Consider the following 25,818-nt stretch of genomic DNA (forward strand, 5'->3'; position numbering starts at 1 on the left):
GTGGTCTTTCTGCAGGTGCCTGTACTTGAGGGTGAGCGCTACGCTTCCTTCTCCCTCATTCCTGTGCTCGTCACAGGAATCCAGCCACGCGAAGTCCTTCGCGTGAAAGGAGTCTCCCGCGTCGCCGACGCGACGCTGCTGGATCCCTGTGACAAGCACAGGGATGAGGGAGGAGGAGAAGTCGCATCACAACCGCAACCTTACTCAGTCATAGAAGCATCAAGGCTCTGGTTCAACGCCAGAACATTGACACTCGGCTCGCCCAGCAAGCCGAGTTCGCGGCCTTGAACCGCACCGTCGACCAGTGCCTTGACCTTGGCCTCGTCAACGCCGCGTGCCTTGGCGACACGTGGGATCTGGAAGTAAGCGGCCTCCGGTGAGATATGCGGATCGAGGCCGCTGCCCGAAGCGGTGACGAGGTCGGCCGGTACGTCGGCGCTCGGGTTTGTCGCCTTGGCAGCCTCATAGTCGCCCTTGACGCGGTCAATCAGCTTCTGGCTGGTCGGGCCGAGGTTCGAGCCGCTGGAGGCGGCCGCATTGTAGCCGTCGCCGGCGGCCGAGGGGCGGCCGTGGAAATATTTGTCGCTTGTGAAGGCCTGGCCGATCAGCGTCGAGCCGATCACCTGACCGTTCTTTTCGATCAGGCTGCCATTGGCCTGGGTCGGAAAGAGCGCCTGGGCCGCACCCGTCATGGCGAGCGGATAGAGAAGGCCTGTGATAGCGGTGGTGGCAACGATCATGACGATTGCCGGGCGAAGTTCTTTCAACATTGTTCTTACTCCTTTGGAGCGTTCAGGCTGACTTCTGCTAGGCGAGGCCGAGGGCCGCGACGGCCATGTCGATCGCCTTGATGCCGATGAAGGGCACGATGATGCCGCCGAGGCCGTAGATCAGCAGGTTGCGCGACAGAAGCGCGCCGGCGCCGATCGGACGGTAGCGGACACCCTTCAGCGACAGCGGGATCAGCGCGATGATGATCAACGCATTGAAGATGATCGCCGAGAGGATGGCGCTTTGCGGCGTTGACAGCCCCATGACGTTCAAGACGCCGAGCTGCGGGTAGAAGGTCAGGAACATCGCCGGGATGATCGCGAAGTACTTGGCGATGTCGTTGGCGATCGAAAAGGTCGTCAGCGCGCCGCGCGTCATCAGCAGTTGCTTGCCGATCTCGACGATCTCGATGAGCTTCGTCGGGTCCGAGTCGAGATCGACCATGTTGCCGGCCTCGCGGGCGGCGACCGTGCCGGTGTTCATGGCGACGCCGACATCGGCTTGGGCAAGGGCCGGCGCGTCGTTGGTGCCGTCGCCGCACATGGCGACGAGCTTGCCCTTCGACTGTTCCTCGCGCATCAGCGCCAGCTTCATCTCGGGCGTTGCCTGGGCGAGGAAGTCGTCGACGCCGGCTTCAGCGGCGATGGCGGCTGCCGTGAGCGGGTTGTCGCCTGTGATCATCACGGTGCGGATGCCCATGCGGCGAAGCTCGGTGAAGCGTTCGCGAATGCCGCCCTTGACGATGTCCTTCAGCTGGATGACGCCGAGCAGCTTGCCGTCGCGGGCAACCGCCAGCGGCGTGCCGCCGGCCTTTGCGACGTCGTCTGATATCGATTGCAACTCGCGCACGACTTCGCTGCCGTTTTTCGAGGAGGCGTCGCCGTTGACATAGGCCAGCAAGGCATCGACAGCGCCCTTGCGGATCGAGGCGCCTTCGAGATCGACGCCGCTCATGCGGGTCTGCGCGGTGAAGGGCACGAACGTGGCCTTGAGGCTTGCCATGTCGCGGCCGCGGATCGCGTATTTCTCCTTGGCGAGCACGACGATGGAGCGGCCTTCCGGCGTTTCGTCGGCCAGCGAGGCAAGCTGGGCGGCATCGGCAAGATCCTGTTCGGAAACGCCGCGGACCGGACGGAAGGTCGTCGCCTGACGGTTGCCAAGCGTGATCGTGCCCGTCTTGTCGAGCAGCAGCGTATCGACGTCGCCGGCGGCTTCGACCGCGCGGCCGGACATGGCGAGCACGTTGAAGCGGACCAGGCGGTCCATGCCGGCGATGCCGATTGCCGACAGCAGCGCGCCGATCGTCGTCGGGATCAGGGTGACGAAGAGGGCGACGAGCACGATGATCGGGATCGAGCCGCCGGCATAGATGGCAAAACTCGGGATCGTCGCCGTGGCGAGCACGAAGATCAGCGTCATGCCGGCGAGCAGGATGTTGAGCGCGATCTCGTTCGGCGTCTTCTGGCGTTCCGCACCTTCGACGAGCGCGATCATCCGGTCGAGGAAGGTCGAGCCGGCAGCCGCGGTGATGCGCACGCGAATCCAGTCGGACAGCACCTGCGTGCCGCCTGTTACCGCCGAGCGGTCGCCGCCGGATTCGCGAATAACAGGGGCGGATTCGCCTGTGATCGCCGCTTCGTTGACGGAGGCCACACCTTCGATCACTTCGCCGTCCGACGGGATGATGTCACCGGCTTCGACGAGCACGATGTCGCCGACCTTGAGGCTGGTGCCCGGCACCATGCGGTAGTCCCTGCCGTTATTGCCGGTGAGCAGCTTGGCCTGGGTTTCGGTACGCGCTTTGCGCAGCGAATCCGCCTGCGCCTTGCCGCGGCCTTCGGCGACGGCTTCGGCGAAATTGGCAAAGAGCACGGTGAACCAGAGCCAGAGATTGATCTGGAAGGAGAAGCCGAGATTACCGTTGCCTGCCGCAAGATCGCGCAGGAAAAGGACGGTGGTCAGCACCGAAACCGTGGCCACGACAAACATGACCGGGTTTCTGGCGAGCGCCCGTGGGTTGAGCTTCTTGAAAGCGGCGCCGACGGCCGGAATGAGGATGCGACTATCCATGATACTCGCGGATTTTGCCTGGCTCATAAGAGACTCCAGCTTTGAAACGAGGATGGCGGGACCGGAAGCCGGTCAGCCCTGTAAAATCTTGAAGATCGCCACGGCGACGAGCAGACCTGCCATCATCACCAGGATGATGTCGGAGGCTTGGGGTCTCGGGCCATGTCCACGTCCCGGCGTACCGGGACGTGAGTGGAAGGCGTGGCGAAGCCTGTGACGGAGGATCATGACATCACCTCAGAAGGTCTGGCCGGCGATCATGACCAGGTGCTCGACGACGGGACCGAGCGCTAAGGCCGGGAAGAAGGTCAGGCCGCCGACGATCAGGATCGTGCCGACGAGCAGGCCGACGAAGAGCGGACCGTCCGTCGGGAAGGTGCCTGCCGAGGCCGGAACCGACTTCTTGGCGATCAGCGAGCCGGCGATGGCAAGGGCCGGGATGATGACCAGGAAGCGGCCTGCGAGCATGCCGATACCGAGGGTCACGTTGTACCAGGGTGTATTGCCTGTGAGCCCACCGAAAGCCGAGCCGTTGTTGGCCGCAGCCGACGTATAGGCATAGAGGATTTCGGAGAAGCCGTGCGGACCGGCGGTGCCGACCGAGGCGACGGCGCTTGGCAGCACCGTGGCGATCGCGGTGAAGACCAGCATGGCGAGCGGCAGGCAGAGGATGGCAAGAACGGCCATCTTCATTTCCTTCGCCTCGATCTTCTTGCCGAGATATTCCGGCGTGCGACCGACCATCAGGCCGGCGACGAAGACGGCGACGATGATGAAGAGCAGGATGCCGTAGAAGCCCGCGCCGACACCGCCGACGATGACTTCGCCGAGCTGCATGTTGATCAGCGGAACGAGGCCGCCGAGCGCAGTGAAGCTGCCATGCATTGCGTTGACCGCGCCGCAGGAGGCGGCCGTGGTGATGACGGCAAAGAGCGAGGACATGGCGATGCCGAAGCGGACTTCTTTGCCCTCCATGTTGCCGCCGCTCAGACCAAAGGCATGCATCAGCGGGTTGCCGGCAGCTTCCGCCCAGTAGGTAATGATGACGCCCGCGACGAACAGCACGCCCATGGTGGCGAGGATCGCCCAGCCCTGACGCTGGTTGCCGACCATGCGGCCGAAGACGTTGGTGAGCGCGGCGCCAATCGCGAAGATCGAGACCATCTGGATGAGGTTGGAGATCGCGTCGGGATTTTCGAACGGATGGGCGGAATTGGTATTGAAGAAGCCGCCGCCATTGGTGCCGAGCATCTTGATGGCAAGCTGCGAGGCGACGGGGCCGATGGCGATCGTCTGCTGCGCGCCTTCGAGCGTCGTCGCAGTGACATAGGGTCCGAGCGTCTGCGGCACGCCGAGATAGACATAGACGAGCGTCAGCACGATGCAGATCGGCAGCAGCACATAAAAGGTCGCCCTCGTCATATCGACCCAGAAATTGCCGATGGCCTTGCCCGAAGCGCGCGAGAAGGCGCGGATGAAGGCGAGCGCGATGGCAATGCCGGTCGCCGCGGAGACGAAATTCTGGACGGTGAAGCCGGCCATCTGCGTGAGATAGGACATCGTGCTCTCGCCGCCGTAATTCTGCCAGTTGGTGTTGCTGACGAAGCTGACGGCGGTGTTGAAGGAAAGCTCGGGCGGGACGGCCGCCATGCCGGCTGGATTATAGGGCAGGCCGGCCTGCAGGCGCTGCAGCGCGTAAAGCGCGATGACGCCGAGAAGGTTGAAGAGCAGCATGGCGAAGGCATAGGAGGTCCAATGCTGTTCCTCGCGTTCGCTGGTGCCCGCAATGCGGTAAAGTCCCCGTTCGATCGGAACGAGGACGGGTGAGAGGAACGTGCGCTCGCCGCTGAAGACGCGCGTCATATAGGCGCCGAGCGGTTTGACGAGCACAAGGACGATCCCGCAGAAAAGCAGGATCTGAAGCCATCCGTTGAGGGTCATGGAGTTAAACTTTCAATACCCGGCTGGTTCCCGGTCGCGCATGCGCGACCTCAGAAGCGTTCGGGGCGAAGGAGAGCGTAGGTGAGATAAACGGTGAGAAACACGGTTACGGCACCGCTCAAGACATAATCGAGGGTCATCGTCGGTCTCCCGTTAGAGCCTGTCGCAGGCGCTGACGTAGGCAAAGCACAGTGCGAAGAATAGGATCGCCGTGGCGAGTAGAATGATATCCATCATGATCGTGACTCCTGTTGTTCTTCTTGGAGTCAGACAAGACAAAGGGCGCCATCCCGAAGGAGGCCGCCTTTCATGCTTTCTGGCGTGGAGATGATCGTTTTGATCTCTCGGACATCAATATGGAGCCGAAGGGCATAAAGGTTCGAGACGGGCCAGCGGCCATCAATATAAAAATCTTATAAATGCTTTTGCGAGCCAAATCGGCGATCGCGGCGCTAAGGATCGACCCGGAACTGGTACTGGCCCTCGGCGCTACGGCCGTCCATCGAGAGGACGCGCCAGTCGAGGGTATAGAGGCCCGGTGCCATGGAGGGATCGAGCGGGATCTTAAATATGGATCCTTCGGGGCCGGAGAGAAACGGCTTGCCTGTCGGAAGGGCCGTACCCTTGGCATCCAGCAGGGTGGCCGTCGAGCGGGCAAGATCGACAGGGCCGGTGAACGTGAGTTCGAGATTGACCGGCACCAGCCTATCTTCCTGCTGCTGCGGGGGAAGCGATGCTTGCTCGATCGCCGCGGACGCTCCATTTGCGGCAAAGAGAAGGGATGTGAACAGGCAAGCTGACACGATCAACTTCATGATGGTCTTCCTTCTCTTGCCGATCCGCGTGGTGCCGGGAGCCGTCATGTCCCGCGACGCCATGCCGGCGCCTGCTATTAACGCTGTATGGGACGATTTCGATCCATTGGCTTGACAATAACGCGCACCGGCTTCGGCGAGCGGTCTTCGTCGAGCGCTGCGATACAGTTGTCCACGAGCCGGCGCCAGAGATCCCGGAGTTGCTTTGATATCTTCGCGCTGCGAGAGATATTCCTGACGATATTATCGTTATCGTGGTTCATATCTTTATCTTTCTTCATTGATAGCGACATAGACTTGAGAATATACTCCCCAATAGCCTCGGGTGGAATCATCCAGAGGTCTTGGGACGGGAATCTTTCGGGTTATGGAAAATGGGCATTTCATCGCATGATGAGCAAAAGCTTGATTGATGCGATTGAATTGCTGCCCCTTACGGTCTTATAGTCCCGTCAACGGCGCTCCATGAATTGCGGGGGCCATAGGGAAGGAAACCGATCATGACCAAAGTCCGTGCGCTGGTGCTGGAGCGCCAGCATGAGCTTGCGCTTCGCGATATCGATCTGCCTCTGGAAACGGGACCGGGGCAGGTGAAGATCAAGATTCACACAGTGGGTGTCTGCGGTTCGGACGTGCATTATTATACCCATGGCAAGATCGGCCCCTTCGTCGTCAATGCGCCGATGGTGCTTGGCCACGAAGCGGCGGGCACAGTGGTCGAGGTCGGACCGGATGTCACGCATCTCAAGGTCGGAGACCGCGTCTGCATGGAACCCGGCATCCCCGATCCGAATTCGAAGGCAAGCCGGCTCGGCATGTACAATATCGATCCCGATGTCACCTTCTGGGCAACGCCGCCGATCCATGGCGTGCTGACACCTGAGGTCGTGCATCCCGCCAACTATACTTTCAAGCTGCCGGACAATGTCAGCTTCGCCGAAGGTGCCATGGTAGAGCCCTTCGCCGTCGGCATGCAGGCGGCTCACAAGGCGAAGATTGCGCCTGGCGATACCGCCGTCGTCCTTGGCGCCGGGCCGATCGGCACGATGGTGGCGATCGCCGCGCTTGCCGGCGGGTGCGCCCGCGCCATCGTTGCCGATCTCGCCCAGCCGAAGCTCGATATATCAGCGCAGTATCAGGGGGTGATCCCGGTCAATATCCGCGAGAAAAACCTGATCGAGGAAGTCGGCCGGCTGACCGATGGCTGGGGCGCCGATGTCGTCTTCGAATGTTCCGGCTCGCCGAAAGCCTGGGAGACGATCATGGCGCTGCCGCGTCCGGGTGGAGTCATCGTCGCCGTCGGCCTGCCGGTCAACCCTGTTGGTTTCGACGTCTCGACGGCATCCACCAAGGAAATCCGCATCGAGACGGTGTTCCGCTATGCGCACCAGTATGAGCGTTCGATCGCGCTCTTGGCATCGGGTCGCGTCGATCTCAAGCCCCTGATCTCTGAGACGTTCGAATTCGAAGATTCGATCAAGGCGTTCGATCGGGCTGTGGAGGCGCGGCCGAGCGACGTCAAGCTGCAGATCGTGATGGGGTAGGAAGCCGCGCCTCTCTATGGGGGCCCGGCTCTCGGTTTCATTTTGCGAAAGGCAAGAGCCGCGACTGCGACGACAGCGGCGGCTCCGATTGCGATGAGCAGGTGGTGCTGTAGGGGAAGGTGCCCCATTGTCTGCTGAATGCCATGGCCGAACAGGTAGCCGAGCGCCGTGAAAAGCTGTCCCCAGACCAGCGCGGCGACGGCATTCAGGACGACGAATTTTCCGGTTGGTATGCGCGTCGTCCCGATGACGATCGGGCTGATCGTCCGCAAGCCGATCAGAAAGCGGAACGCCAGGATGAAGCCGGTCGGATAGTTTTCCAGAAGCCGGGTCACGCGTGCCAGCGACGGCCTTTCCATCAGCCGGCGGACGAAGCCCCACTGCGCTGCATAACGGCCGGCGAAGAACCACATCTGATCGCCGGCGAAGGAGCCTGCCGTGGCCGCAATCGATGCCGACCAGTAACTGAGTACCCCATGGTGGGAAATCACGCCGCCAAGGAAGGCGGCCGTTTCGCCTTCGAAGGCAGCGCCCAGAAATATTGCCAGCAGACCGTAATGCTCGATCAGCAGTTCGATAGACACGCGGGTCCGCCTCCAGCCGCACTCACAGCTGAACCGGCTTTAAATCCGCAAGCAGCGTCGGGATCAGCTCTGACACCGTCGGATGGATCGGCACCGACCATTGCAGCGTGGGATAGGTGGTTCCCGCATTCATCGCATCGATCAAGCCGTGGATCACTTCGTCGCCCTCGATGCCCAGTATCGCTGCGCCGAGGATCTCCTTGGTCTCGGCATCGGCGACCACCTTCATGAAGCCCTTGGTTTCGCCGCGTTCGTTGGCGCGGCCGACACGGCTCATCGGCCGCGTCGAGACCATGATCCTGCGCCCCGAGGCGCGCGCCTGTTTCTCCGTCATGCCGACGCGGCCGAGCGGCGGATCGATGTAGAGGGCATAGGCGAGGATGCGGCTCGAGACTTTACGGTCGTCGCCGTCGAGCAGGTTGGCGGCGGCGATCTCGAAATCATTGTAGGAGGTGTGGGTGAAGGCGCCGTGGCCATTGCAGTCACCGAGCGCAAAGATGCCTTCGACGTTGGTGGCGAGCTTGTCGTCGACGGGGATGTAGCCGCGCTTGTCAGTGGCAACGCCGGCGGCGTCGAGGCCGAGATCGTCGGTGTTCGGCGTGCGGCCGGTAGCGATCAGCACATGGCTCGCCTCGATCTTCGCCGAGCCGGCAGTGATGGTAACCCCGCTGCGGTTTCGTGCAAAAGCGATATTGCCGGCATCGGTGTGCACGCCGATGCCTTCCGAACGCATGATATCGGCGATCGCGTCCGATATATCCTCGTCCTCGCGCGATGCGAGCTTCGGGCCGTGCTCGATGACGCTGACTTCGGCGCCGAAGCGCCGATACATCTGCGCGAATTCCAGCCCGATATAGCTGCCGCCGATGACGGCGAGATGCCTCGGCAGCGTGTCGAGATGAATGATCGAGGTGCTGGTGAGATAATCGATATCGTTGATGCCTGGCAGGTCAGGGATAACAGGCCGCGCCCCGACATTGAGGAAGATGCGCGGCGCGGTCAGCGTTTCGCCGTTGACGCTGACGGTCTTCGGGCCCTCGAAACGGGCATGGCCGTAAATCACGGTCATGCCGTCCATCGCGTTAAACCAGTCGATCAGGCCGTTACGGGCGTTCATGGTCACCGTTTCGGCGCGGGCTCTCACCACCTTCATATCGATGGCAATCTCGCCGGGAATGTTGACGCCGTAAACGGCGCCGTTTCTGGCGACATGGGCGGCGCGAGCGCTGGCGACCAGCGTCTTCGTCGGCATGCAGCCGGCATTGACGCAGGTGCCGCCGAGGAACTTGCGCTCGATGAGCGCCACCTTCATGCCCTTTTCGACCATGCGGGCGGCGAGGAACGGGCCGGATTGGCCAGCACCAACAACGATAGCGTCGAAGCTTTTCATCAGACGGCCCCCACGATCAGCGCCGCACCGATGACGGCGATTGCATCTTCGATGAGGGCGGCCGGCAGATCCTTACCGAAGGAGGCCGCGAGCCTGCCGCGGAGGGCGGCGCCACCAAATGTGCCGATGACTGCACCGATCACGCCGGCAATCAGCCCGCCAAAGAGCAGGCCGCTGGCCGCACCGATCGTCGCCCCCGACAGCGCCCCGGTGACAATGCGGGCGCCGAATTGCACCGGCACCTTGCGCGACGGCGTGGAGGGCAACTGGTCGGTGATCAGTTCAACAACGGCGAGAAGGGTGAGAACCCATGGCGTCCACTGGTATCCCATGAAGGCAAGCGGCGTCTGGGAGACATCGAGCCAGCCGAGCGCCGCCCCCCAGGCGACGGCGGCCGGCGCGGTCATGGCGCGAAGACCCGATATGACACCGATCAGCAATGCAAGAAGCAGAAACATGCGCGATCCCCCTCTTTGCCGGCTTTGGGGCCGTCGTCAGGGAAGGTTGCATATTGTCAGGCGCGTGGCAATTCGCCACGCACCAGTGGCTCAGTTCGCAAAGGCGGCGATGCCGGTGATGGCGCGGCCGACGATCAGCGCGTGGATGTCATGCGTGCCCTCATAGGTGTTGACCACTTCGAGGTTGACGAGATGACGAGCGATGCCGAATTCGTCGGAGATGCCGTTGCCGCCGAGCATGTCGCGCGCCGCACGTGCGATATCCAGCGCCTTGCCGCAGCTATTGCGCTTGAGGATTGAGGTCAGCTCCACCGGCGGATGGCCTTCCTCCTTCATGCGGCCGAGGCGCAGGCAGCCCTGTAGGCCGAGCGAGATTTCCGTCGCCATGTCGGCGAGCTTTTTCTGGATGAGCTGGTTGGCGGCGAGCGGCCGGCCGAACTGCTTGCGCTCCAGCGTATATTGCCGCGCTCTCGCATAACAATCCTCGGCAGCACCGAGCGCGCCCCAGGCGATGCCGAAGCGGGCCGAGTTGAGGCAGGTGAACGGACCCTTGAGGCCGGTGACGCCGGGCAGCAGGTTTTCCTCGGGCACGAAGACCCCGTCCATCACCACTTCGCCGGTGATCGAAGCGCGCAATCCCACCTTGCCGTGGATGGCGGGCGCCGAAAGTCCCTTCCAACCCTTTTCGAGGATGAAGCCGCGGATGAGCCCGTCCTCGGTCTTTGCCCAGACGACGAAGACATCGGCGATCGGCGCGTTGGAGATCCAGGTCTTCGAGCCGGTGAGGCTGTAGCCGCCGTCGACCTTTTTGGCGCGCGTTGCCATCGAGCCCGGATCGGAGCCGTGATCGGGCTCGGTCAGGCCGAAGCAGCCGATCCATTCACCGGTGGCAAGCTTCGGCAGATATTTCAGCTTCTGCTCTTCGGAGCCGAAGGTTTCGATCGGCACCATGACGAGCGACGACTGCACGCTCATCATCGAGCGATAGCCGCTGTCGACCCGTTCGACTTCGCGGGCGATCAGGCCGTAGGCGACGTAGCCGAGCCCGGAACCGCCGTAGTCGGCGGAGATCGTCGGGCCGAGCAGGCCGAGTTCGCCCATTTCGCGAAAAATCTCAGGATGGGTCTTCTCGTTGCGGAACGCGTCGAGAACGCGGGGAGCGAGCTTCTCCTGCGCATAGGCATGGGCGGTGTCCTGCACCATGCGCTCTTCGCCCGTCAGTTGCTCCACCAGCCGGAACGGATCGGTCCAGTCAAAAACCTCGCGCGTATGCTGCATGGCGGCGTCTCCTCACCCTGAATTCATGCTTGCCTCGTCAAGGTCGCATAGACCCGCCAGCCGAGCGCGTCAACCGAGGCGGCCGTCTTGAAAAGACGGACCCCGCCATCTTTTCAAAAGCGGCGGCATGCTCCACTTTGCCCGCGACCGATTCTGGAACGAGGAGACGGAAATGTCATCAAGCGATCTGTTCGTATCGGCCGAAGGCGCCGAGTGGGTCAATCCCGAGCCCGGCGTCGTCAGGCGCATCATGACCTATCTGCCCGAGATGATGATGGTGGAAGTGGCTTTCGAGAGCGGTGCGGTGGGTGCCGCCCATTCGCATCCGCACATCCAGGCAAGCTATGTCGCCGAAGGCAGCTTCGAGGTGACGATCGATGGGCGGACTGAGGTGCTGAAACAGGGCGGCAGCTTCATCGTGCCTCCCAATCTGATCCACGGCGTCAGGGCGCTGGAGAAGGGCCGGCTGATCGATACGTTCACGCCGCATCGGGCCGAATTTTTGAAATAATCAGCCCTCTGCCTTTGTCCGGCGCGCCGGGCCTGTCGGAGTGACATAGGGCGGCACGAAGCGCGCATCCTCGCCATGCACCGCCTCGCGCAGGAAATCGATGACGGCGCGCACGCGCGGCGCCTGCTTCAGGTCGCGATGGCAGGTGATCCAGTAGTGGCGCTTGAGATCGATCTCGTCAGGCAGAACGCGGACGAGTTCGGGATAACGGCTGGCGAAGAAATAGGGCAGGATGCAAAGGCCGAGGCCGTTCCTCGTGGCGGTGAGCTGCGCGAAGATGCTGGAGCTCTGGAACTGCGGCTTGATGCGCGGATGCACATCGCTCAGGTAGTCCAGGCCCGGTGCGAAAATCATTTCCTCGATATAGCTGATGAAAGGATGCTCAAGCAGGTCGTCGCGACAGGTGATGTCAGGCGCCTTCGCCAGATAATCGCGCGAACCATAGATCTGCAGATGGTAGTCCGTCAGCTTCTCGGCGAAATAAGGCCCGCCCTTCGGCTCGTCGAGCACGACGGAAAGATCGGCCTCCTTGCGCGACAGAGACATGATCTGCTGGATCGTCACCAGCTCGAGCGAGAGATGCGGATGCTGGGCGGCAAAGCGGGGAAGCACGGTGGCGAAGAAGAAATTGGCAAAGCCCTCCGGCGCGCTGAGACGCACCAGCCCTCGCTGCGCCATCGAGCCGTCGGCGAGATCGGCGCGCAGCCGCTCGGTTTCCTGCTCCATTTTCTCGGCCGTTTCGATGAAACGCATGCCCATGGCGGTCAGCACATAGCCACGCGGATTGCGCTCGAAGAGCTTGACCTTGAGGGTGAATTCCAGCCGGTCGATGCGGCGCGAAACGGTCGCATGGCTGGAGCGCAGCTGGCGGGCCGCCGTCGACAGCTGTCCGGTGCGGGCGACGGCTAGAAAAAACTGAAGATCGTCCCAAGTAAACTGCGGTGGATTGGTCATCGCCGTCCCCATCTGTTCAAAAGCGAACAGATACTGTTTGGAATTAGTTGTAAACCACCCGTTGCTTCAAGGCGAAATTTCCTTGATCGTAAGGAAAGGGTCGGTCGCTCTGAGGAGTGCGGCTGGCCAAATCTGAACAGATCCGTAATCTGGCTAATCTCTGGGAGGAGAGAGTATGCGAAAGAATCTCGTTGCATCCATTGCATTTCTGCTTGCAAGCAGCACGGCAGTGCTCGCGCAGAGCGCGACTGACGGCAAGGTCAAGATCGGCATTCTCAACGATCAGTCGGGCGTCTATGCCGACTTCGGCGGCAAGTCTTCCGTCGAAGCTGCCAAGATGGCGGTCGAGGATTTCGGTGGCAAGGTGCTCGGCGTTCCAGTCGAGATCGTCGATGCCGACCACCAGAACAAGGCGGATATCGCCTCCAACATCGCCCGCCAGTGGTATGACACCGAGCAGGTGGATGCGATCATGGAGCTGACGACCTCTTCCGTGGCGCTGGCCGTGCAGGCAATTGCCAAGGAGAAGAAGAAGATCGACATCGTCACGGGTGCTGCGACGACCGATCTTACCGGCAAGGCATGCTCGCCCTATGGTTTCCATTGGGCCTACGACACCCACGCTTTGGCCGTCGGCACGGGCGGCGCGCTCGTCAAACAGGGCGGAGACAGCTGGTTTTTCCTGACCGCCGACTATGCGTTCGGTTACTCCCTGGAGCAGCAGACCACGGATTACGTCAAGGCGAGCGGCGGCACGGTCGTCGGCTCGGTTCGTCATCCGCTTTCGAGCCAGGACTTTTCGTCCTTCCTGCTGCAGGCGCAATCCTCGGGCGCCAAGGTGATTGGCCTTGCCAATGCCGGCCTCGACACTTCGAACGCCATCAAGCAGGCGGCTGAATTCGGCATCACCCAGGGCGGCCAGCATCTGGCGGCGCTGCTCTTCACGCTCGCCGAAGTCCACGGTCTCGGCCTCGAAGCGGCTCAAGGGCTGACCCTGACGGAAGGTTTTTACTGGAACCGCGACGATGAAAGCCGCGCCTTCGCCAAGAAGTTCTTCGCCCGCACCGGCAAGATGCCGAACATGATCCATACCGGCACCTACTCGGCAGTGACGCAATATCTGAAGGCGGTACAGAAGGCCGGCACCGACGAGACTGATGCCGTCGCCAAGCTGCTGCATGAAATGCCCGTCGACGACGTTTTCGGCCGCGGCGGCACGGTTGGCGCCAACGGCCGCATGATCCACGACATGTACCTGCTGCAGGTCAAGAAGCCTTCCGAAAGCAAGGAGCCGTGGGATTACTTCAACGTTCTCGCCACCATTCCCGGCAAGGAAGCCTATATCGACCCCGCCAAGAGCGGCTGCGATCTGGTGAAGTAAGTACGATGGCGGTTTCCGCGATTGAAACTCAGGCGAAGCCGCGGGTGGTATTGTCCGCCCGCGGCCTGCGCCGCGATTTCGGCGGCTTCACGGCTGTCAAGAACGTCGATCTCGACGTGCATGACGCAAGCGTGCACGCGCTGATCGGCCCGAACGGCGCCGGCAAGACGACGGTGTTCAACCTGCTGACGAAGTTCCTGCAGCCAACGGCAGGCACGATCACCCTGATGGGCACCGACATCACCGGGACACCGCCCGACAGGGTGGCGCGCATGGGGCTGGTGCGCTCCTTCCAGATCTCGGCGGTCTTCCCGCACCTTTCCGTGCTCGACAATGTGCGCGTGGCGCTGCAGCGACCGAACGGTCTCTCCACGCAGTTCTGGCGGCCGCTTTCCGCGCTCGACCGGCTGAACGAGCGCGCCGAGCAGCTGCTAGCCAGCGTCGGGCTGTCCAAGGAGCGCGATCATATCGCCGCCGATCTTTCCTACGGCCGCAAGCGCGTGCTGGAGATCGCCACCACGCTGGCGCTCGATCCCAAAGTGCTGCTTCTCGACGAGCCGATGGCCGGCATGGGACATGAGGATGTCGGCGTCGTTTCCTCGATCATCCGCGAGGTTGCCCGCGACCGGGCGGTGCTGATGGTCGAGCACAATCTTTCCGTCGTCGCCAATATCTGCCAGCATGTCACCGTGCTGCAGCGCGGCGAGATCCTCGCCGAGGGCGACTATGCCACCGTCAGCCAGGACGAGCGCGTGCGCGTCGCCTATATGGGTACGGAGGAGCATTGATGGCAGCTCTCCTCGAAGTTCAGGGCCTCAATGCCTGGTATGGCGAAAGCCACATCTTGCACGGCGTCGACATGCGGGTGGCCGAAGGCGAGACGATCACCATTCTCGGCCGCAACGGCGTCGGCAAGACGACGACGCTGCGCACCATTACCGGCATCGTGCGTGCCCGAAAGGGCAAGATCAGCTTTGCCGGCAGCGACATGATGCAGGTGCCCCTGCACAAGACGGCGCACCGGGGCATCGGCTTCGTGCCGGAAGAGCGCGGCATTTTCTCGACGCTCACCGTTTCGGAAAACCTGCTGCTACCGCCTATCGTGGCCGCAGGCGGCATGACGCTCGACGAAATCTACGAGCTTTTCCCCAATCTCTACGAACGCCGCGGCAGCCCCGGCACCAAGCTTTCCGGCGGCGAACAGCAGATGCTGGCAATCGCCCGGATTCTCCGCACCGGCGTCAGGCTGCTGATCCTCGACGAACCGACGGAGGGGCTTGCCCCCGTCATCGTCCAGCGCATCGGCGAGGTGCTGAAGAAACTCAAGGAGCGTGGCATGACGATCCTGCTCGTCGAGCAGAACTTCCGGTTCGCCAGCCGTATTGCCGATCGCTTCTATCTGATGGATCATGGGCAGATGGTGTCGGAATTCCCGGTCGGCGAACTGCCGCAGCGCATGGATACGCTGCACAAGGTTCTGGGAGTGTGACCTGATGACGATGATCTTCGGCATTCCCCTGCAGGCGCTGTTCGGCCAACTGCTGATCGGCCTGATCAACGGCTCGTTCTATGCGCTGCTCAGCCTCGGCCTCGCCATCATCTTCGGTCTGCTCCGGGTGATCAACTTTGCCCATGGCGCACAATATATGCTCGGCGCCTTCGCGGCTTACCTGCTGCTGGCATATGCCGGCATCGGCTACTGGCCGTCGCTGATCCTGGCGCCTGTCATCGTCGGGTTTGCCGGCGCCGTCATCGAGCGGCTGTTCCTGCGGCGGCTCTACGACCTCGATCCGCTGTACGGCCTGCTCTTCACCTTTGGCCTGGCGCTCGCGGTCGAAGGCACTTTCCGCTATCTCTACGGCTCTTCCGGTCAGCCCTATGCGACGCCGGCAGCGCTTGCCGGCGGAGCGAACCTCGGCTTCATGTTCCTGCCGATCTATCGCGGCTGGGTGGTCGTCGTCTCGCTTGTGGTCTGCGTCGGCACATGGCTGCTGATCGAAAAGACCAAGCTCGGGGCTTACCTTCGCGCTGCCACCGAAAACGCGGTGCTGGTTCAGGTCTTCGGCGTCAACGTGCCGGTGCTGCTGACGTTGACCTACGCGCTCGGTGCGGGCCTTGCGGCCTTCGCCGGCGTGCTGGCCGCGCCAATCTATCAGGTCTCGCCGCTGATGGGCTCGAACATGATCATCGTCGTCTTCGCCGTGGTCGTCGTCGGTGGCATGGGATCGATCATGGGTGCGATCATCACCGGTTATGTGCTGGGGATCGCCGAGGGCCTGACCAAGGTCTTCTATCCCGAGGCCTCCAACATCGTGATCTTCGTCATCATGGCGATCGTGCTTCTCATCAGGCCCGCGGGCCTCTTCGGCCGGGATGCTTGATATGGCTGACATCACCGAAACCATCCGAACGGAAAAAAGCCGAACCGCCCTTTCGGTGCAGGCGGGCTTCCTTCTCGTGGGACTGCTGCTCCTGCTCTTGGCGCCGTTCTTCTTCTATCCGATCTTCCTGATGAAGCTGCTCTGCTTCGCGCTCTTTGCCTGCGCCTTCAACCTGCTACTCGGGTATACCGGCCTGCTTTCCTTCGGCCATGCCACCTTCTTCGGCGGTGCGGCCTATTTCACCGCCTACACGGTGAAGTCATGGGGCCTGCCGCCGGAACTCGGCATCCTGGTCGGGGTGGCGGGTGCGGCGTTTCTCGGTCTCGTCATGGGTTTCTTCGCGATCCGCCGCCAGGGCATCTATTTCGCGATGATCACGCTGGCCTTGTCGCAGATGTTCTTTTTCTTCTGCCTGCAGGCGAAATTCACCGAGGGCGAGGACGGCATCCAGTCGGTGCCGCGCGGCCATCTCTTCGGCTTCATCGATCTGAACAGCTCGACCAACATGTACTATTTCGTGCTTGCTGTTTTCATCATCGGCGTGCTGATCATCTGGCGCTTCATCAATTCGCCCTTTGGCATGATCCTGAAATCGATTCGTGAAAACGAACAACGTGCGATCTCGCTCGGTTATTCCGTGGCGCGCTACAAGCTCGGCGCCTTCGTCATGTCGGCCGCACTTGCCGGGTTGGCCGGCGCGGTGAAATCGATCGTCTTCCAGTTCGCGACACTGACCGATGTCGCCTGGCAGATGTCGGGCGAAGTGATCCTGATGACGCTGCTCGGCGGCATCGGCACGCTGATCGGCCCGCTCTTTGGCGCCGGGCTGGTGGTGGCGCTGGAAAATTACCTCGCCACGTCTGAATTCCCGGTGACGATCATCACCGGCATCGTCTTCATGGTCTGCGTGCTGATCTTCCGCCGCGGCGTCATCGGCGAATTCTACGCCTCGCGGCTGGGGCGGAAACTGGGCTTCGTCTATCGCCGCTGAACGGGCGGACCTCTCTCCCCGGGGAAGCTTTCTTCTCCGGAAAGAGAGACGGCGGCGGCACTGCGACTGTCCCTCTCCCCGTCCCGCGGGGAGAGGGAAGCGGCAAGCATCTGGAATTCGTGCGGGGCGCACATGGATCGTTACGACTACATCATCATCGGGGCAGGCAGCGCCGGCTGCGTGCTCGCCAACCGGCTGTCGGCGGATGGCCGGAGCCGCGTACTGCTTTTGGAAGCCGGCGGTAGGGACAACTACCACTGGATCCATATTCCTGTGGGGTATCTCTATTGCATCAACAATCCGCGTACCGACTGGTGCTTCACCACGGCGCCGGAAGCGGGGTTGAACGGCAGGGCGCTGAGCTATCCCCGCGGCAAGGTTCTCGGCGGCTGTTCGTCGATCAACGGCATGATCTACATGCGCGGCCAGGCCCGCGATTACGACCTCTGGCGGCAGATGGGCTGCAGCGGCTGGGGATGGGACGACATTCTGCCCTTCTTCCTGAAATCCGAGGATTTTTATCGCGGCGCAGACGATATGCATGGCGCCGGCGGCGAATGGCGCATCGAGAAGGCGCGCGTGCGCTGGGCCGTGCTCGATGCCTTCCAGCAGGCAGCAAAAGAGGCGGGCATTCCCGAGACCGCGGATTTCAACCGCGGCAGCAATGAAGGATCCGGTTATTTCGACGTCAACCAGCGTTCCGGAATCCGCTGGAATACCTCGAAGGCCTTCCTGCGCCCGGCGATGAAGCGCTCCAACCTGACCGTGCTCACCAAGGCGCAGGTCCGGCGGCTTCTGGTGGAGGAGGGCACTGTTGCCGGCGTCGAGTTCCAGTATGATGGCGTGGCCAAACGCGCCTATGCGGCCAGGGAAACCGTCCTTTCCGCCGGTTCGATCGGCTCACCGCATATTCTGGAACTGTCCGGCATCGGCAGGGGCGACGTGTTGCGCCAGGCGGGCGTCGATGTCGTGACCGAGGTAAAGGGCGTCGGCGAGAACCTGCAGGATCATCTGCAATTGCGCCTGGCCTACAAGGTGACGGGCGTGCCGACGCTGAACGAGAAGGCGACGAAGCTGATCGGCAAGGCGGCGATCGGGCTCGAATATCTTGTCCGCCGCTCCGGGCCGATGGCGATGGCGCCGAGCCAGCTTGGCATCTTCACCCGCTCAGGCCCGGACCGGGAAACGCCTGACCTGCAATATCACGTGCAGCCGGTATCGCTGGAGAAGTTCGGCGATCCCGTCCATCCTTTCCCGGCAATCACGGCGAGCGTCTGCAATCTCAGGCCGGAAAGCCGAGGTTCGGTCCATCTATCGAGCCCGGATTTTGCCGCCCAGCCGACGATCAGTCCGAAATACCTCTCGACGCAGCGCGATCGTGACATAGCTGTTCGTTCGATACGGTTGACGCGCAGGATCGTGGCGCAGCCCTCCTTTGCCCGGTTCAGGCCGGAGGAATTCAAGCCCGGACTGTCCTATCAGACGGAGGCCGATCTGGAGCGGGCGGCGGGCGAGATCGGCACGACGATCTTCCATCCCGTCGGCACCTGTCGCATGGGCGCCGACAGGGATAGTGTCGTCGATCCCAGGCTGAAGCTTAGGGCGCTCGGCAAGCTCAGGATCGCCGATGCCTCGGTGATGCCCTCGATCACTTCGGGCAACACCAATTCACCGACGATCATGATCGCCGAAAAGGCAGCGGCGATGATCCTCGAAGACAATCGATAGGAGAAGACCATGGCAAGGATCGCATTCATCGGATTGGGCAACATGGGTGGCCCGATGGCGGCCAATCTCGTCAAGTCAGGTCACGAGGTTCTCGGCTTTGATCTGGCTGCTTCCGTGTTAAAGGCGGCAGAAGAGAGCGGCGTCAAGCCGGCGAGCCATGTGAGCCAGGCGGTCAAGGACGCGGAGATCGTTATATCAATGCTGCCGCAGGGCAGACACGTACTGACGGCCTGGACCGATATTCTGCAGTCCGCCGCGCAAGGCACGCTTGTTATCGATTGCTCCACAATCGATGTCGAAAGCAGCCGCAAGGCGCATGAGATGGCCAAGGCCGCGAGCTGCCTGTCGCTCGATGCGCCCGTTTCCGGCGGCACGGGCGGGGCGAGCGCGGGCACGCTGACCTTCATGGCGGGTGGCGCGGATGAAGCCTTCGCCAAGGCGAAGCCGATCCTCGAGGCGATGGGAAAGAAGATCGTCCATTGCGGCGAGGCGGGTGCCGGCCAGGCGGCGAAGATCTGCAACAACATGATCCTCGGCATTTCGATGGTCGGCGTCTGCGAAGCCTTCGTGCTCGCCGAGAAACTCGGCCTCTCGCATCAGGCGCTGTTCGACGTCGCCTCCACCTCGTCAGGGCAGTGCTGGTCGATCAATACCTATTGCCCGGTGCCGGGGCCGGTGCCGACTTCGCCTGCGAACAATAGCTACAAACCGGGCTTTGCCGCAGCGCTGATGCTGAAGGATCTCAGGCTCTCGCAGGAAGCGGCGCTCGCGAGCGGCGCCTCCACGCCGCTCGGCGCGGAGGCGGCCCAGCTTTTCGCGCTCTTCGAAAAGCAAGGCAATGGCGGCAGGGATTTCTCGGCCATCATAGAGATGTTCCGCGAAAAGACGTAGCCGACTGCCTGCAGGAGATAGCCGGCAGCGCCGGCCGTCAATCGGCCTTGGATACCAAAAAACTCAGCCTGACGTCGCCGAACAGGATGTCGATCTCGCCGGGTTCGGTCAGTTCGATCGCGCCGCTCAATGTGCCCGTGGTGATGAGCGCGCCTGTCTTCAGCGATGTCTCAGGGCGCAAACCGTCATTGGCGTAGTCGACGAGCCAGGTGAGAACGTCGCCCTTCGGATGCTGCGCCGGACCATCATAAATCGTGCGGCCGGCATGGGTGACCTTGAGCGGTGTGCCCCCGGCGGTGTCGACGACGCTTTTGTCGATCTTGGGGCCGAGCACATAACCGCTATTGCCGAGCCGGTCGGCGAGGAACAGCAGAAAGGCGATGCTGCCGCTTTCCCTGACGGCGCTGACCAGCAGTTCGGCGCCGAGATGGACGGCGGAGATCGCCTCGACCACGTCGGCACGGCTGTATGGAACGCCTGCGCGGATCGGCAGGTCCTTGCCGAGGCGCACGGCGATCTCGGTTTCGAATTTCAGGCCGGGATACCAGGGAATGCTCGCGCCCGAGGCGGCTTCGACATAGGGGTGCAGCGGTCCGGTGACTGCCTGGCCCTGGGGCGATACCGTCACCTTCCAGGCATTGCTGGAAATGCCGTCCGCCGCAGTGAGGAAAGTCTGCGCCTCCATCGCCTGATGCAGATCTGCGGGCAGCGTGAACGTACTCGTCGTCTCCTGCCGGCCGGCCTGACGCAGGCTGTGAAGTCTGGCTGCAAGGGCGCGCGGATCGAATGTCTCTGTCATGGCATCTCCTCGAATGAATTTCGAGGTGCACACTAACCGCAAGGCCGGGCCGAGCAAGACCGCTTTTGGAAAGAGTCCTATTCCATCGCCGCGTACCAGCGATCGCGATAGGCGGCCAGTCCCGGGATATCGGCCGGCGGGAAGTGGGTCTCGGCACCCGACACCGGGCGGATGCCGGTGAGAAGTGCCGCCCCCTGGCTGGTGCCGGTCGAGCCGGGAATGGCCATGACCTCACGGCGGGTAAGAGCCGCAAGCAGTTTGAGATAGGTCGCGTTCAGGGCAAACGGACCTTCGACGATCACAGGGCCTTTGGCGCCGATCAGCCCGAGGCAGGCATCGGTCATCAGAGCGAGATAAAGGCAGGCGCTGGCGTGACGTTCCTCGCGGCTTGCCTCCTCCGCGCCGATCCAGCGGCTTGCCTTGTCAGGAAAGGGTCCGGAACCGGGCGCGATGTTCGGCAGCAGCAGCATGCCCTTTGCGATCACAGCCCCGATCGCCGCCTGAACATCCTTTTCGTCGGCATATCCGATCTCGGCCGAGAGAATCTCGAATTCCCGCCCGCCCATGAAACGCGAGGAGGGAACGGCTCGGCCATAGGCATCGACATTGGCGAGCGTATCGCGTTTCGGATCGAGATGATCGAGATCGCCGCCGACACCGAAACTGATGACCCAGGTGCCTGTTGAGACGACGGCGAAGGGCGCCTCGCGATGGACGAGATGCGGCAGCAGCGAAGCGTTGGAATCGTGGATGCCGCAATAGACCAGCACAGAGATGCCGATTTGATCGGCGATCTCAGGCAGGACGGGGCCGAGCGCATCGAAGGCGGAACGGATCGGCGCCATCAGCTCGCGGATGCCGAGCCTGTCGACCAGTGAGGAATAGTTTGATGTCTTCGGATTCCAGAGGTCGGTGTGGCAGCCGAGCGAGGTCAGCTCGTTGGCAGCGACGCCTGTCAGGCGCGCCGTCCAGTACTGAGCGTAGGTGAGGATATTAGTGACCCCGGCGAATTGCTCGGGAAAGGCGGTTCTCTGGTAATGCAGCTGCGCGCCAACATTGAGGCCCATCGCGAGGCGCGGCGAGAAGGTTTCGTCGAAGGAGGGGCGCAGCCGTGTATAGGCATCGCGGATCTCCTGCGGATATTCGTGTTCGTAATCGATCACAGGCATGGCAAGCGTGCCGTCCTGGCCGAGGAGTGCTGCGGCGGCGCCATGGGTGGTGATCGAAATGGCGTCGAAGCCGGGTTCGCGCGCAAGGCTCTTCAGCGCGTCGAGGGCGAAGGACCAGAGAGCCTCTATGTCGTAATGCGGGTAGGGGCCGGTCTTGATCGTGATATTAGGCCGTTTCAGGACGGCGATTTCGGCACCGGTCCGGCTGTCGAGCACGACGACCTTGGCATTGGTCTTGCCGATATCGAGGACGGCGATGCGGTGATAATTGCTCATGGCATATGGAAGACGGTGATTAGGTCGCTTTGAACAGGCGAATTGTCTGGATTGGTCGCCATGATATCGGCCATATGAGCCCACCATTTCTTCATGACCGGATGTTCCGGCAGGCTCGCCATCCTGTGGTCTTTCGGCCGCGTCAGCACTGCGAATAGCGTGTTGGTCTCACGGTCGAGATGGATGGAATAGTCGCTAGCGCCTGATTTATGCAGGAGATCGACCAGTTCCGGCCAGATCTGGTCATGCCGCTTGCGGTATTCGGCTTCCATGCCGGGATTGAGCTGCATCTTGAAGGCGTGTTTTTCTGAGGTCATCGGGAACTCATGATCTTGATGCGGCGGGCGATGATCGGGATGGCGATGGTAATGATGAGAAGCAGGCCGATGAAGATCGACATGACGATACCCGGCACGTTCAACAGGCCGAGACCGAAGGTGACGAGGCCCATGACGAAGGCGGCGATGACGACCCCGCCGATCGTACCAGAACCGCCGAGGATCGAGATGCCGCCGAGTACGACCATGGTGACGACCTCGAGTTCCCAGCCTTGTGCGATCGATGGCCGGGTCGAACCGAGGCGTGAGGTCAGGCAGACGGCGGCGACACCGCTCATGATACCGGTCAGCAGGAAGAGGATGAATTTGACGCGCTCGACCGGGATGCCGGAAAAGCGGGCGGCAAAGTCGTTGTTGCCGATCGCATAGACCTGGCGGCCGAAATTCGTCGCATGCAGCAGGATCGCAAAGAGGATCGCCAGCACGATGAAGAGCACGAACTCGAAGGAAAACACCCAGACGACGTAACCTTGGCCGAAATAGGCAAAATCCGCCGGATATTTGCCATAGGCCTGGTCGCCGAGTACGATGTAGGAGATGCCGCGGAACAGGCTCATCGTGCCGATGGTGACGACGATCGACGGCAATTTCAGCACAGAGACGAGGACGCCGTTGAAGATGCCGCAGGCAAGGCCGGTGCCGATGCCGATGAGAACCAGGCCCGGCGTGCCGATGCCGATCTGGGCCGCGGCACCCATTGCCGTCGAGGCGAGCGCAATGATGGCGGCTACCGAAAGATCGATCTCACCAGATATGACGAGCAACGCCATGGCAAAGGCGATCATTGCCTTTTCGGTGAAGTTGAAGGTGGCGTCCGAGAGGTTCCAGGCATCGAGGAAGTAGGGTGAGGCCAGGGAATTGAAGACGAAGATGAGGACGGCGACGGCAAAGAGCAGCACTTCCCAGCTCGCGGCGATGCGGCGGAAGGGCGTGCCGAGACGGTCGGGAATGACGCGCTTTTCGGATGGCTGCTTGTCGAGGGGGGCGGAAACCATGCTCATGCTCTGACCTCCGCCGCTGCGCGATCCCGCAGGATGATGCGGCCGCGATTACGCTCGCGCCGGGCGTTGAAGACGACGGCAAGGATGATGACGGTTCCAGAGATCGCCATCTGGGTGAAAGGCGAAATGCCGATGACGGGCAGAGCGTTCTTGATGACCCCGAGGAAAAGCGCGCCGAGCACCGTGCCGGCGACCGAGCCGACGCCGCCGGCAATGGAAATGCCGCCGATGACGCAGGCTGCGACGCTGTCGAGTTCGAAACCGTTGGCGATATCGACATAGGCGACCGCATAACGCGAGACCCAGAGATAGCTGGACAGGCCGGCGAGCGCGCCCGAAAGCACGAAGGCCAAGAATTTCGTCTTGCCCGTATCGATGCCGGCATAGACGGCCGCCGTCGGATTGCCGCCGGTCGCATAGGCCGAGCGGCCGAACTGGCTGTAGCGCAGCAGCATGTACATCAGCGCAACGATGATGATCGCCACCCAGCTCAGCACCGGCAGGCCGAGGATCGGCGTGCGGGGGACGGAGAGGAAGATCGGCGTCATCTGATGCGCGTTGACCCAGGCGCCGCCCGACAGCACGAAGGCCATGCCGCGATAGATGGTGAGCGTGCCGAGCGTCACGACGATCGGCGGGATTTCGAGGCGCCAGACGAGGAAACCGTTGATCGTGCCGAGCGCGGCGCCGATCGCGATCGCGGCAAGGATGAGCACGATCAGCGGCAGGCCCGGAAAAGCAGCGTTGGTCATCGCAATGGCCATGCCGGTAAAGGCAAGGTTGGCGGCAACCGAGAGATCGATCGATTTCGTCAGGATGACGGTCATCTGGGCAAGCGCCAGGATGATGAGGATCGCCGTATCGTTGAAGATGCCGGCAAGATTATCGGGTGTGGCGAAATCGGCCGCGCGCGTCGAAAAGACGACGATCATCACCACGATGATGGCGAACAGCAGAGTTTCGCGTTTTCTAATCAGTTTGGCCATGCCCATCACCTCATGCATTTCCGGTCGCCGCGCGCACCAGCGCTTCCGGCGAAAGCTTATCGCGCTCGAAGAGCCCGACTGAGAGGCCTTCCTTCATGACCAACACGCGATCCGACATGCCGATGATTTCGGGCAGTTCGGAAGAGATCATGATGATCGAGAGACCTTCTGCGGCAAGCTCGCTGATGAAGCCGTGGACGGCGGCCTTCGAGCCGATGTCGATGCCCTTGGTGGGTTCATCGAGGATGATGACCTTGGGCATGGTGGCAAGCCATTTGCCGATGACGACCTTCTGCTGGTTGCCGCCAGACAGCGTACCCACAGGCACGGAAAGGGCCGCCGCGCGCAGATCCAGCCGCTCGGCATATTTGCGGGCGAGCGCGAATTCTTGCGCCGCCTGCAGAAAGCCTTTGCGTGAGGTGCGCGTCAAGGACGGCAGCGTTATGTTCTGATAGATCGGCATCGGCAGCGCCAGGCCATGGCGGCCGCGCTCTTCCGGCACGTAGACGATGCCGGCGCGGATGGCGTCGTGCGGAGAATTGATCGAAATTTCCCGGCCTTCGAGAACAAGCCTGCCGGAGAGTGGCCTGGTGATGCCGAAGAGCGATTGCGCGAGCTCCGAGCGCCCGGCGCCGATCAGGCCGTAGATGCCGAGAATCTCGCCCTTGCGCAACGTCAGCGAAATATCGCGGAACTCGGTGCGGTGGCTGTATTTTTCGACTTCGAGCACCGGGCCGCCGATGGCGACATCGATCTTCGGAAATACGTTCTCGACGTCGCGGCCGACCATCATCCGGACGATCTCGTCCTGCGGCGTTTCCTTGAGCCGGCCTTGGCCGACGGCGCGGCCGTCGCGGAAGACGACGAAATCGTCGGCAATCTCATAGAGCTCGTCGAACTTGTGGCTGATGAAGAGGATCGCCTTGCCCTTCTCCTTCAGACCGCGGACGATGCGGAAGAGATCGTCGATCTCCTTGCGGGAAAGGGCGGCGGTCGGCTCGTCCATGATGACGATGCGGGCCTCGATCGACAGCGCGCGCGCAATCGCCACCAGATGGCGCTGCGCGATCGAGAGGTCCTTCAGGCGGATGGTCGGATCGATATTGCTTTCGAGCGCGGTCAGCAGCGTCTTCGAGCGGCTGTTCATCGCCGTCCAGTCGATGGTGCGCAAACGCGTGCGCGGCGCATGACCGAGGAAGATGTTTTCGGCAACCGTTAGCTCGTCAAACAGCACCGTTTCCTGATGGATAGCGGTCACGCCGGCATCGATCGCGGCCTGGGCGCTGGCAAAGGTCGTCAAATGGCCGTCGACCAGGATCTCGCCTTCGTTCGGCCGGTAGATGCCGGTCAGGATCTTGACGAGCGTCGATTTGCCGGCGCCGTTTTCGCCAATCAGCGCCGTCACCGTGCCGGGATGAAGCGCGATGCTGACATTGTCGAGCGCCTTCACGCCAGGAAAGATCTGGGAGATGCCGCGCATTTCCAGAATGGCAGTTGCGTCATCAGGTTTTGGGTCCGAGACGGGGTGTTGAAGGGCAGGGGTCATCAGCAAGCTTACCAC

26 protein-coding genes are annotated in these 25,818 nt (G+C 62.1%); 9 read left to right on the forward strand and 17 right to left on the reverse strand.

Features of this window, described 5'->3' with window-relative positions:
* Nucleotides 1-200: 200 nt before the first annotated feature.
* The 6 genes from kdpC to EFQ99_RS02980 all read right to left on the reverse strand — a co-directional run bounded on the left by kdpC (nucleotide 201) and on the right by EFQ99_RS02980 (nucleotide 5,597).
* On the reverse strand, nucleotides 201-770 hold the full coding sequence (gene kdpC, locus EFQ99_RS02955) for a potassium-transporting ATPase subunit KdpC (RefSeq protein ID WP_126919156.1): 570 nt from the start codon (nucleotides 768-770) through the stop codon (nucleotides 201-203).
* A gap of 37 nt (nucleotides 771-807) precedes the next feature.
* Nucleotides 808-2,868 carry a potassium-transporting ATPase subunit KdpB gene (gene kdpB, locus EFQ99_RS02960; RefSeq protein WP_126919157.1) on the reverse strand — a complete coding sequence of 687 codons (2,061 nt, stop codon included), beginning with the start codon at nucleotides 2,866-2,868 and terminating at the stop codon, nucleotides 808-810.
* A gap of 45 nt (nucleotides 2,869-2,913) precedes the next feature.
* Nucleotides 2,914-3,069 (reverse strand): hypothetical protein, encoded by a 156-nt coding sequence (locus tag EFQ99_RS34895; RefSeq protein WP_164736329.1) that lies wholly within the window; start codon nucleotides 3,067-3,069, stop codon nucleotides 2,914-2,916.
* A 9-nt stretch (nucleotides 3,070-3,078) separates the two neighbouring features.
* Nucleotides 3,079-4,782 (reverse strand): potassium-transporting ATPase subunit KdpA, encoded by a 1,704-nt coding sequence (kdpA, locus tag EFQ99_RS02965; RefSeq protein ID WP_126919158.1) that lies wholly within the window; start codon nucleotides 4,780-4,782, stop codon nucleotides 3,079-3,081.
* Between the two features lie 50 nt (nucleotides 4,783-4,832).
* Nucleotides 4,833-4,922 carry a K(+)-transporting ATPase subunit F gene (locus tag EFQ99_RS02970; RefSeq protein WP_003547774.1) on the reverse strand — a complete coding sequence of 30 codons (90 nt, stop codon included), beginning with the start codon at nucleotides 4,920-4,922 and terminating at the stop codon, nucleotides 4,833-4,835.
* A 312-nt stretch (nucleotides 4,923-5,234) separates the two neighbouring features.
* Entirely contained in the window at nucleotides 5,235-5,597 is a 363-nt protein-coding gene (locus tag EFQ99_RS02980; RefSeq protein WP_126919159.1) for a copper resistance CopC family protein, read from the reverse strand.
* A gap of 500 nt (nucleotides 5,598-6,097) precedes the next feature.
* Between EFQ99_RS02980 and EFQ99_RS02990 the strand changes: the two genes are divergently transcribed.
* Nucleotides 6,098-7,141, forward strand: a complete 1,044-nt coding sequence (locus EFQ99_RS02990) for an NAD(P)-dependent alcohol dehydrogenase (RefSeq protein WP_126919161.1) — start codon at nucleotides 6,098-6,100, stop codon at nucleotides 7,139-7,141.
* 14 nt (nucleotides 7,142-7,155) lie between these two features.
* Here EFQ99_RS02990 and EFQ99_RS02995 read toward each other — a convergent pair whose 3' ends face one another.
* From EFQ99_RS02995 to EFQ99_RS03010, 4 genes are all read right to left on the reverse strand, one after another.
* Nucleotides 7,156-7,725, reverse strand: coding sequence for a DedA family protein (locus tag EFQ99_RS02995; RefSeq protein WP_126919162.1), 570 nt, complete (start codon nucleotides 7,723-7,725; stop codon nucleotides 7,156-7,158).
* A 22-nt stretch (nucleotides 7,726-7,747) separates the two neighbouring features.
* Entirely contained in the window at nucleotides 7,748-9,115 is a 1,368-nt protein-coding gene (locus EFQ99_RS03000; protein WP_126919163.1) for an FAD-containing oxidoreductase, read from the reverse strand.
* Nucleotides 9,115-9,573 (reverse strand): DUF4126 domain-containing protein, encoded by a 459-nt coding sequence (locus EFQ99_RS03005; protein WP_126919164.1) that lies wholly within the window; start codon nucleotides 9,571-9,573, stop codon nucleotides 9,115-9,117. The genes EFQ99_RS03000 and EFQ99_RS03005 overlap by 1 nt, the downstream gene beginning before the upstream one ends.
* Before the next feature lie 90 nt (nucleotides 9,574-9,663).
* The gene (locus tag EFQ99_RS03010; RefSeq protein ID WP_126919165.1) at nucleotides 9,664-10,851 is read right to left on the reverse strand and encodes an acyl-CoA dehydrogenase; all 1,188 of its coding nucleotides are present in this window, start codon (nucleotides 10,849-10,851) and stop codon (nucleotides 9,664-9,666) included.
* 172 nt (nucleotides 10,852-11,023) lie between these two features.
* Here EFQ99_RS03010 and EFQ99_RS03015 point away from each other — a divergent pair, with 172 nt between their 5' ends.
* A complete protein-coding gene (locus EFQ99_RS03015; RefSeq protein WP_126919166.1) occupies nucleotides 11,024-11,362 on the forward strand; it encodes a cupin domain-containing protein in 339 nt (112 codons plus the stop codon).
* On the opposite strand, the gene EFQ99_RS03020 is transcribed toward EFQ99_RS03015, so the two are convergent.
* Complete coding sequence (locus tag EFQ99_RS03020) at nucleotides 11,363-12,316, reverse strand: LysR family transcriptional regulator (RefSeq protein ID WP_126919167.1); 954 nt, start codon at nucleotides 12,314-12,316, stop codon at nucleotides 11,363-11,365. It abuts the gene before it with no gap.
* A gap of 175 nt (nucleotides 12,317-12,491) precedes the next feature.
* On the opposite strand from EFQ99_RS03020, the gene EFQ99_RS03025 reads away from it, so the two are divergent.
* The 7 genes from EFQ99_RS03025 (at nucleotide 12,492) to mmsB (ending at nucleotide 19,688) form a co-directional block, all read left to right on the forward strand.
* Nucleotides 12,492-13,697, forward strand: coding sequence for an ABC transporter substrate-binding protein (locus tag EFQ99_RS03025; RefSeq protein ID WP_126919168.1), 1,206 nt, complete (start codon nucleotides 12,492-12,494; stop codon nucleotides 13,695-13,697).
* Nucleotides 13,698-13,702: 5 nt separating this feature from the next.
* Entirely contained in the window at nucleotides 13,703-14,485 is a 783-nt protein-coding gene (locus EFQ99_RS03030; protein WP_126919169.1) for an ABC transporter ATP-binding protein, read from the forward strand.
* The gene (locus EFQ99_RS03035) at nucleotides 14,485-15,186 is read left to right on the forward strand and encodes an ABC transporter ATP-binding protein (protein WP_126919170.1); all 702 of its coding nucleotides are present in this window, start codon (nucleotides 14,485-14,487) and stop codon (nucleotides 15,184-15,186) included. Before EFQ99_RS03030 ends, EFQ99_RS03035 begins: the two co-directional genes overlap by 1 nt.
* 4 nt (nucleotides 15,187-15,190) lie before the next feature.
* Entirely contained in the window at nucleotides 15,191-16,078 is an 888-nt protein-coding gene (locus EFQ99_RS03040) for a branched-chain amino acid ABC transporter permease (RefSeq protein WP_126919171.1), read from the forward strand.
* A gap of 1 nt (nucleotide 16,079) precedes the next feature.
* Entirely contained in the window at nucleotides 16,080-17,069 is a 990-nt protein-coding gene (locus tag EFQ99_RS03045; protein WP_126919172.1) for a branched-chain amino acid ABC transporter permease, read from the forward strand.
* Nucleotides 17,070-17,201: 132 nt separating this feature from the next.
* A complete protein-coding gene (locus EFQ99_RS03050) occupies nucleotides 17,202-18,797 on the forward strand; it encodes a GMC family oxidoreductase (RefSeq protein ID WP_126919173.1) in 1,596 nt (531 codons plus the stop codon).
* Between the two features lie 9 nt (nucleotides 18,798-18,806).
* Complete coding sequence (gene mmsB, locus EFQ99_RS03055; protein ID WP_126919174.1) at nucleotides 18,807-19,688, forward strand: 3-hydroxyisobutyrate dehydrogenase; 882 nt, start codon at nucleotides 18,807-18,809, stop codon at nucleotides 19,686-19,688.
* Nucleotides 19,689-19,725: 37 nt separating this feature from the next.
* Here the strand turns inward: mmsB and EFQ99_RS03060 are convergent, their stop codons facing one another.
* The 6 genes from EFQ99_RS03060 to EFQ99_RS03085 all read right to left on the reverse strand — a co-directional run bounded on the left by EFQ99_RS03060 (nucleotide 19,726) and on the right by EFQ99_RS03085 (nucleotide 25,803).
* Nucleotides 19,726-20,487, reverse strand: coding sequence for a fumarylacetoacetate hydrolase family protein (locus EFQ99_RS03060; RefSeq protein ID WP_126919175.1), 762 nt, complete (start codon nucleotides 20,485-20,487; stop codon nucleotides 19,726-19,728).
* Nucleotides 20,488-20,564: 77 nt separating this feature from the next.
* Nucleotides 20,565-21,932, reverse strand: coding sequence for an FGGY-family carbohydrate kinase (locus EFQ99_RS03065; RefSeq protein WP_126919176.1), 1,368 nt, complete (start codon nucleotides 21,930-21,932; stop codon nucleotides 20,565-20,567).
* On the reverse strand, nucleotides 21,929-22,249 hold the full coding sequence (gene rhaM / locus EFQ99_RS03070; protein ID WP_126919177.1) for an L-rhamnose mutarotase: 321 nt from the start codon (nucleotides 22,247-22,249) through the stop codon (nucleotides 21,929-21,931). The genes EFQ99_RS03065 and rhaM overlap by 4 nt, the downstream gene beginning before the upstream one ends.
* Nucleotides 22,246-23,271: an ABC transporter permease gene (locus EFQ99_RS03075; RefSeq protein ID WP_126919178.1), complete on the reverse strand. Its 1,026-nt coding sequence runs from the start codon at nucleotides 23,269-23,271 to the stop codon at nucleotides 22,246-22,248. The genes rhaM and EFQ99_RS03075 overlap by 4 nt, the downstream gene beginning before the upstream one ends.
* A complete protein-coding gene (locus tag EFQ99_RS03080) occupies nucleotides 23,268-24,257 on the reverse strand; it encodes an ABC transporter permease (RefSeq protein ID WP_126919179.1) in 990 nt (329 codons plus the stop codon). The genes EFQ99_RS03075 and EFQ99_RS03080 overlap by 4 nt, the downstream gene beginning before the upstream one ends.
* Before the next feature lie 10 nt (nucleotides 24,258-24,267).
* Nucleotides 24,268-25,803: a sugar ABC transporter ATP-binding protein gene (locus EFQ99_RS03085; protein ID WP_126919180.1), complete on the reverse strand. Its 1,536-nt coding sequence runs from the start codon at nucleotides 25,801-25,803 to the stop codon at nucleotides 24,268-24,270.
* Nucleotides 25,804-25,818: the final 15 nt, after the last annotated feature.

This window comes from Rhizobium vallis, from assembly GCF_003985155.1.
Classification (GTDB): domain Bacteria; phylum Pseudomonadota; class Alphaproteobacteria; order Rhizobiales; family Rhizobiaceae; genus Rhizobium; species Rhizobium vallis.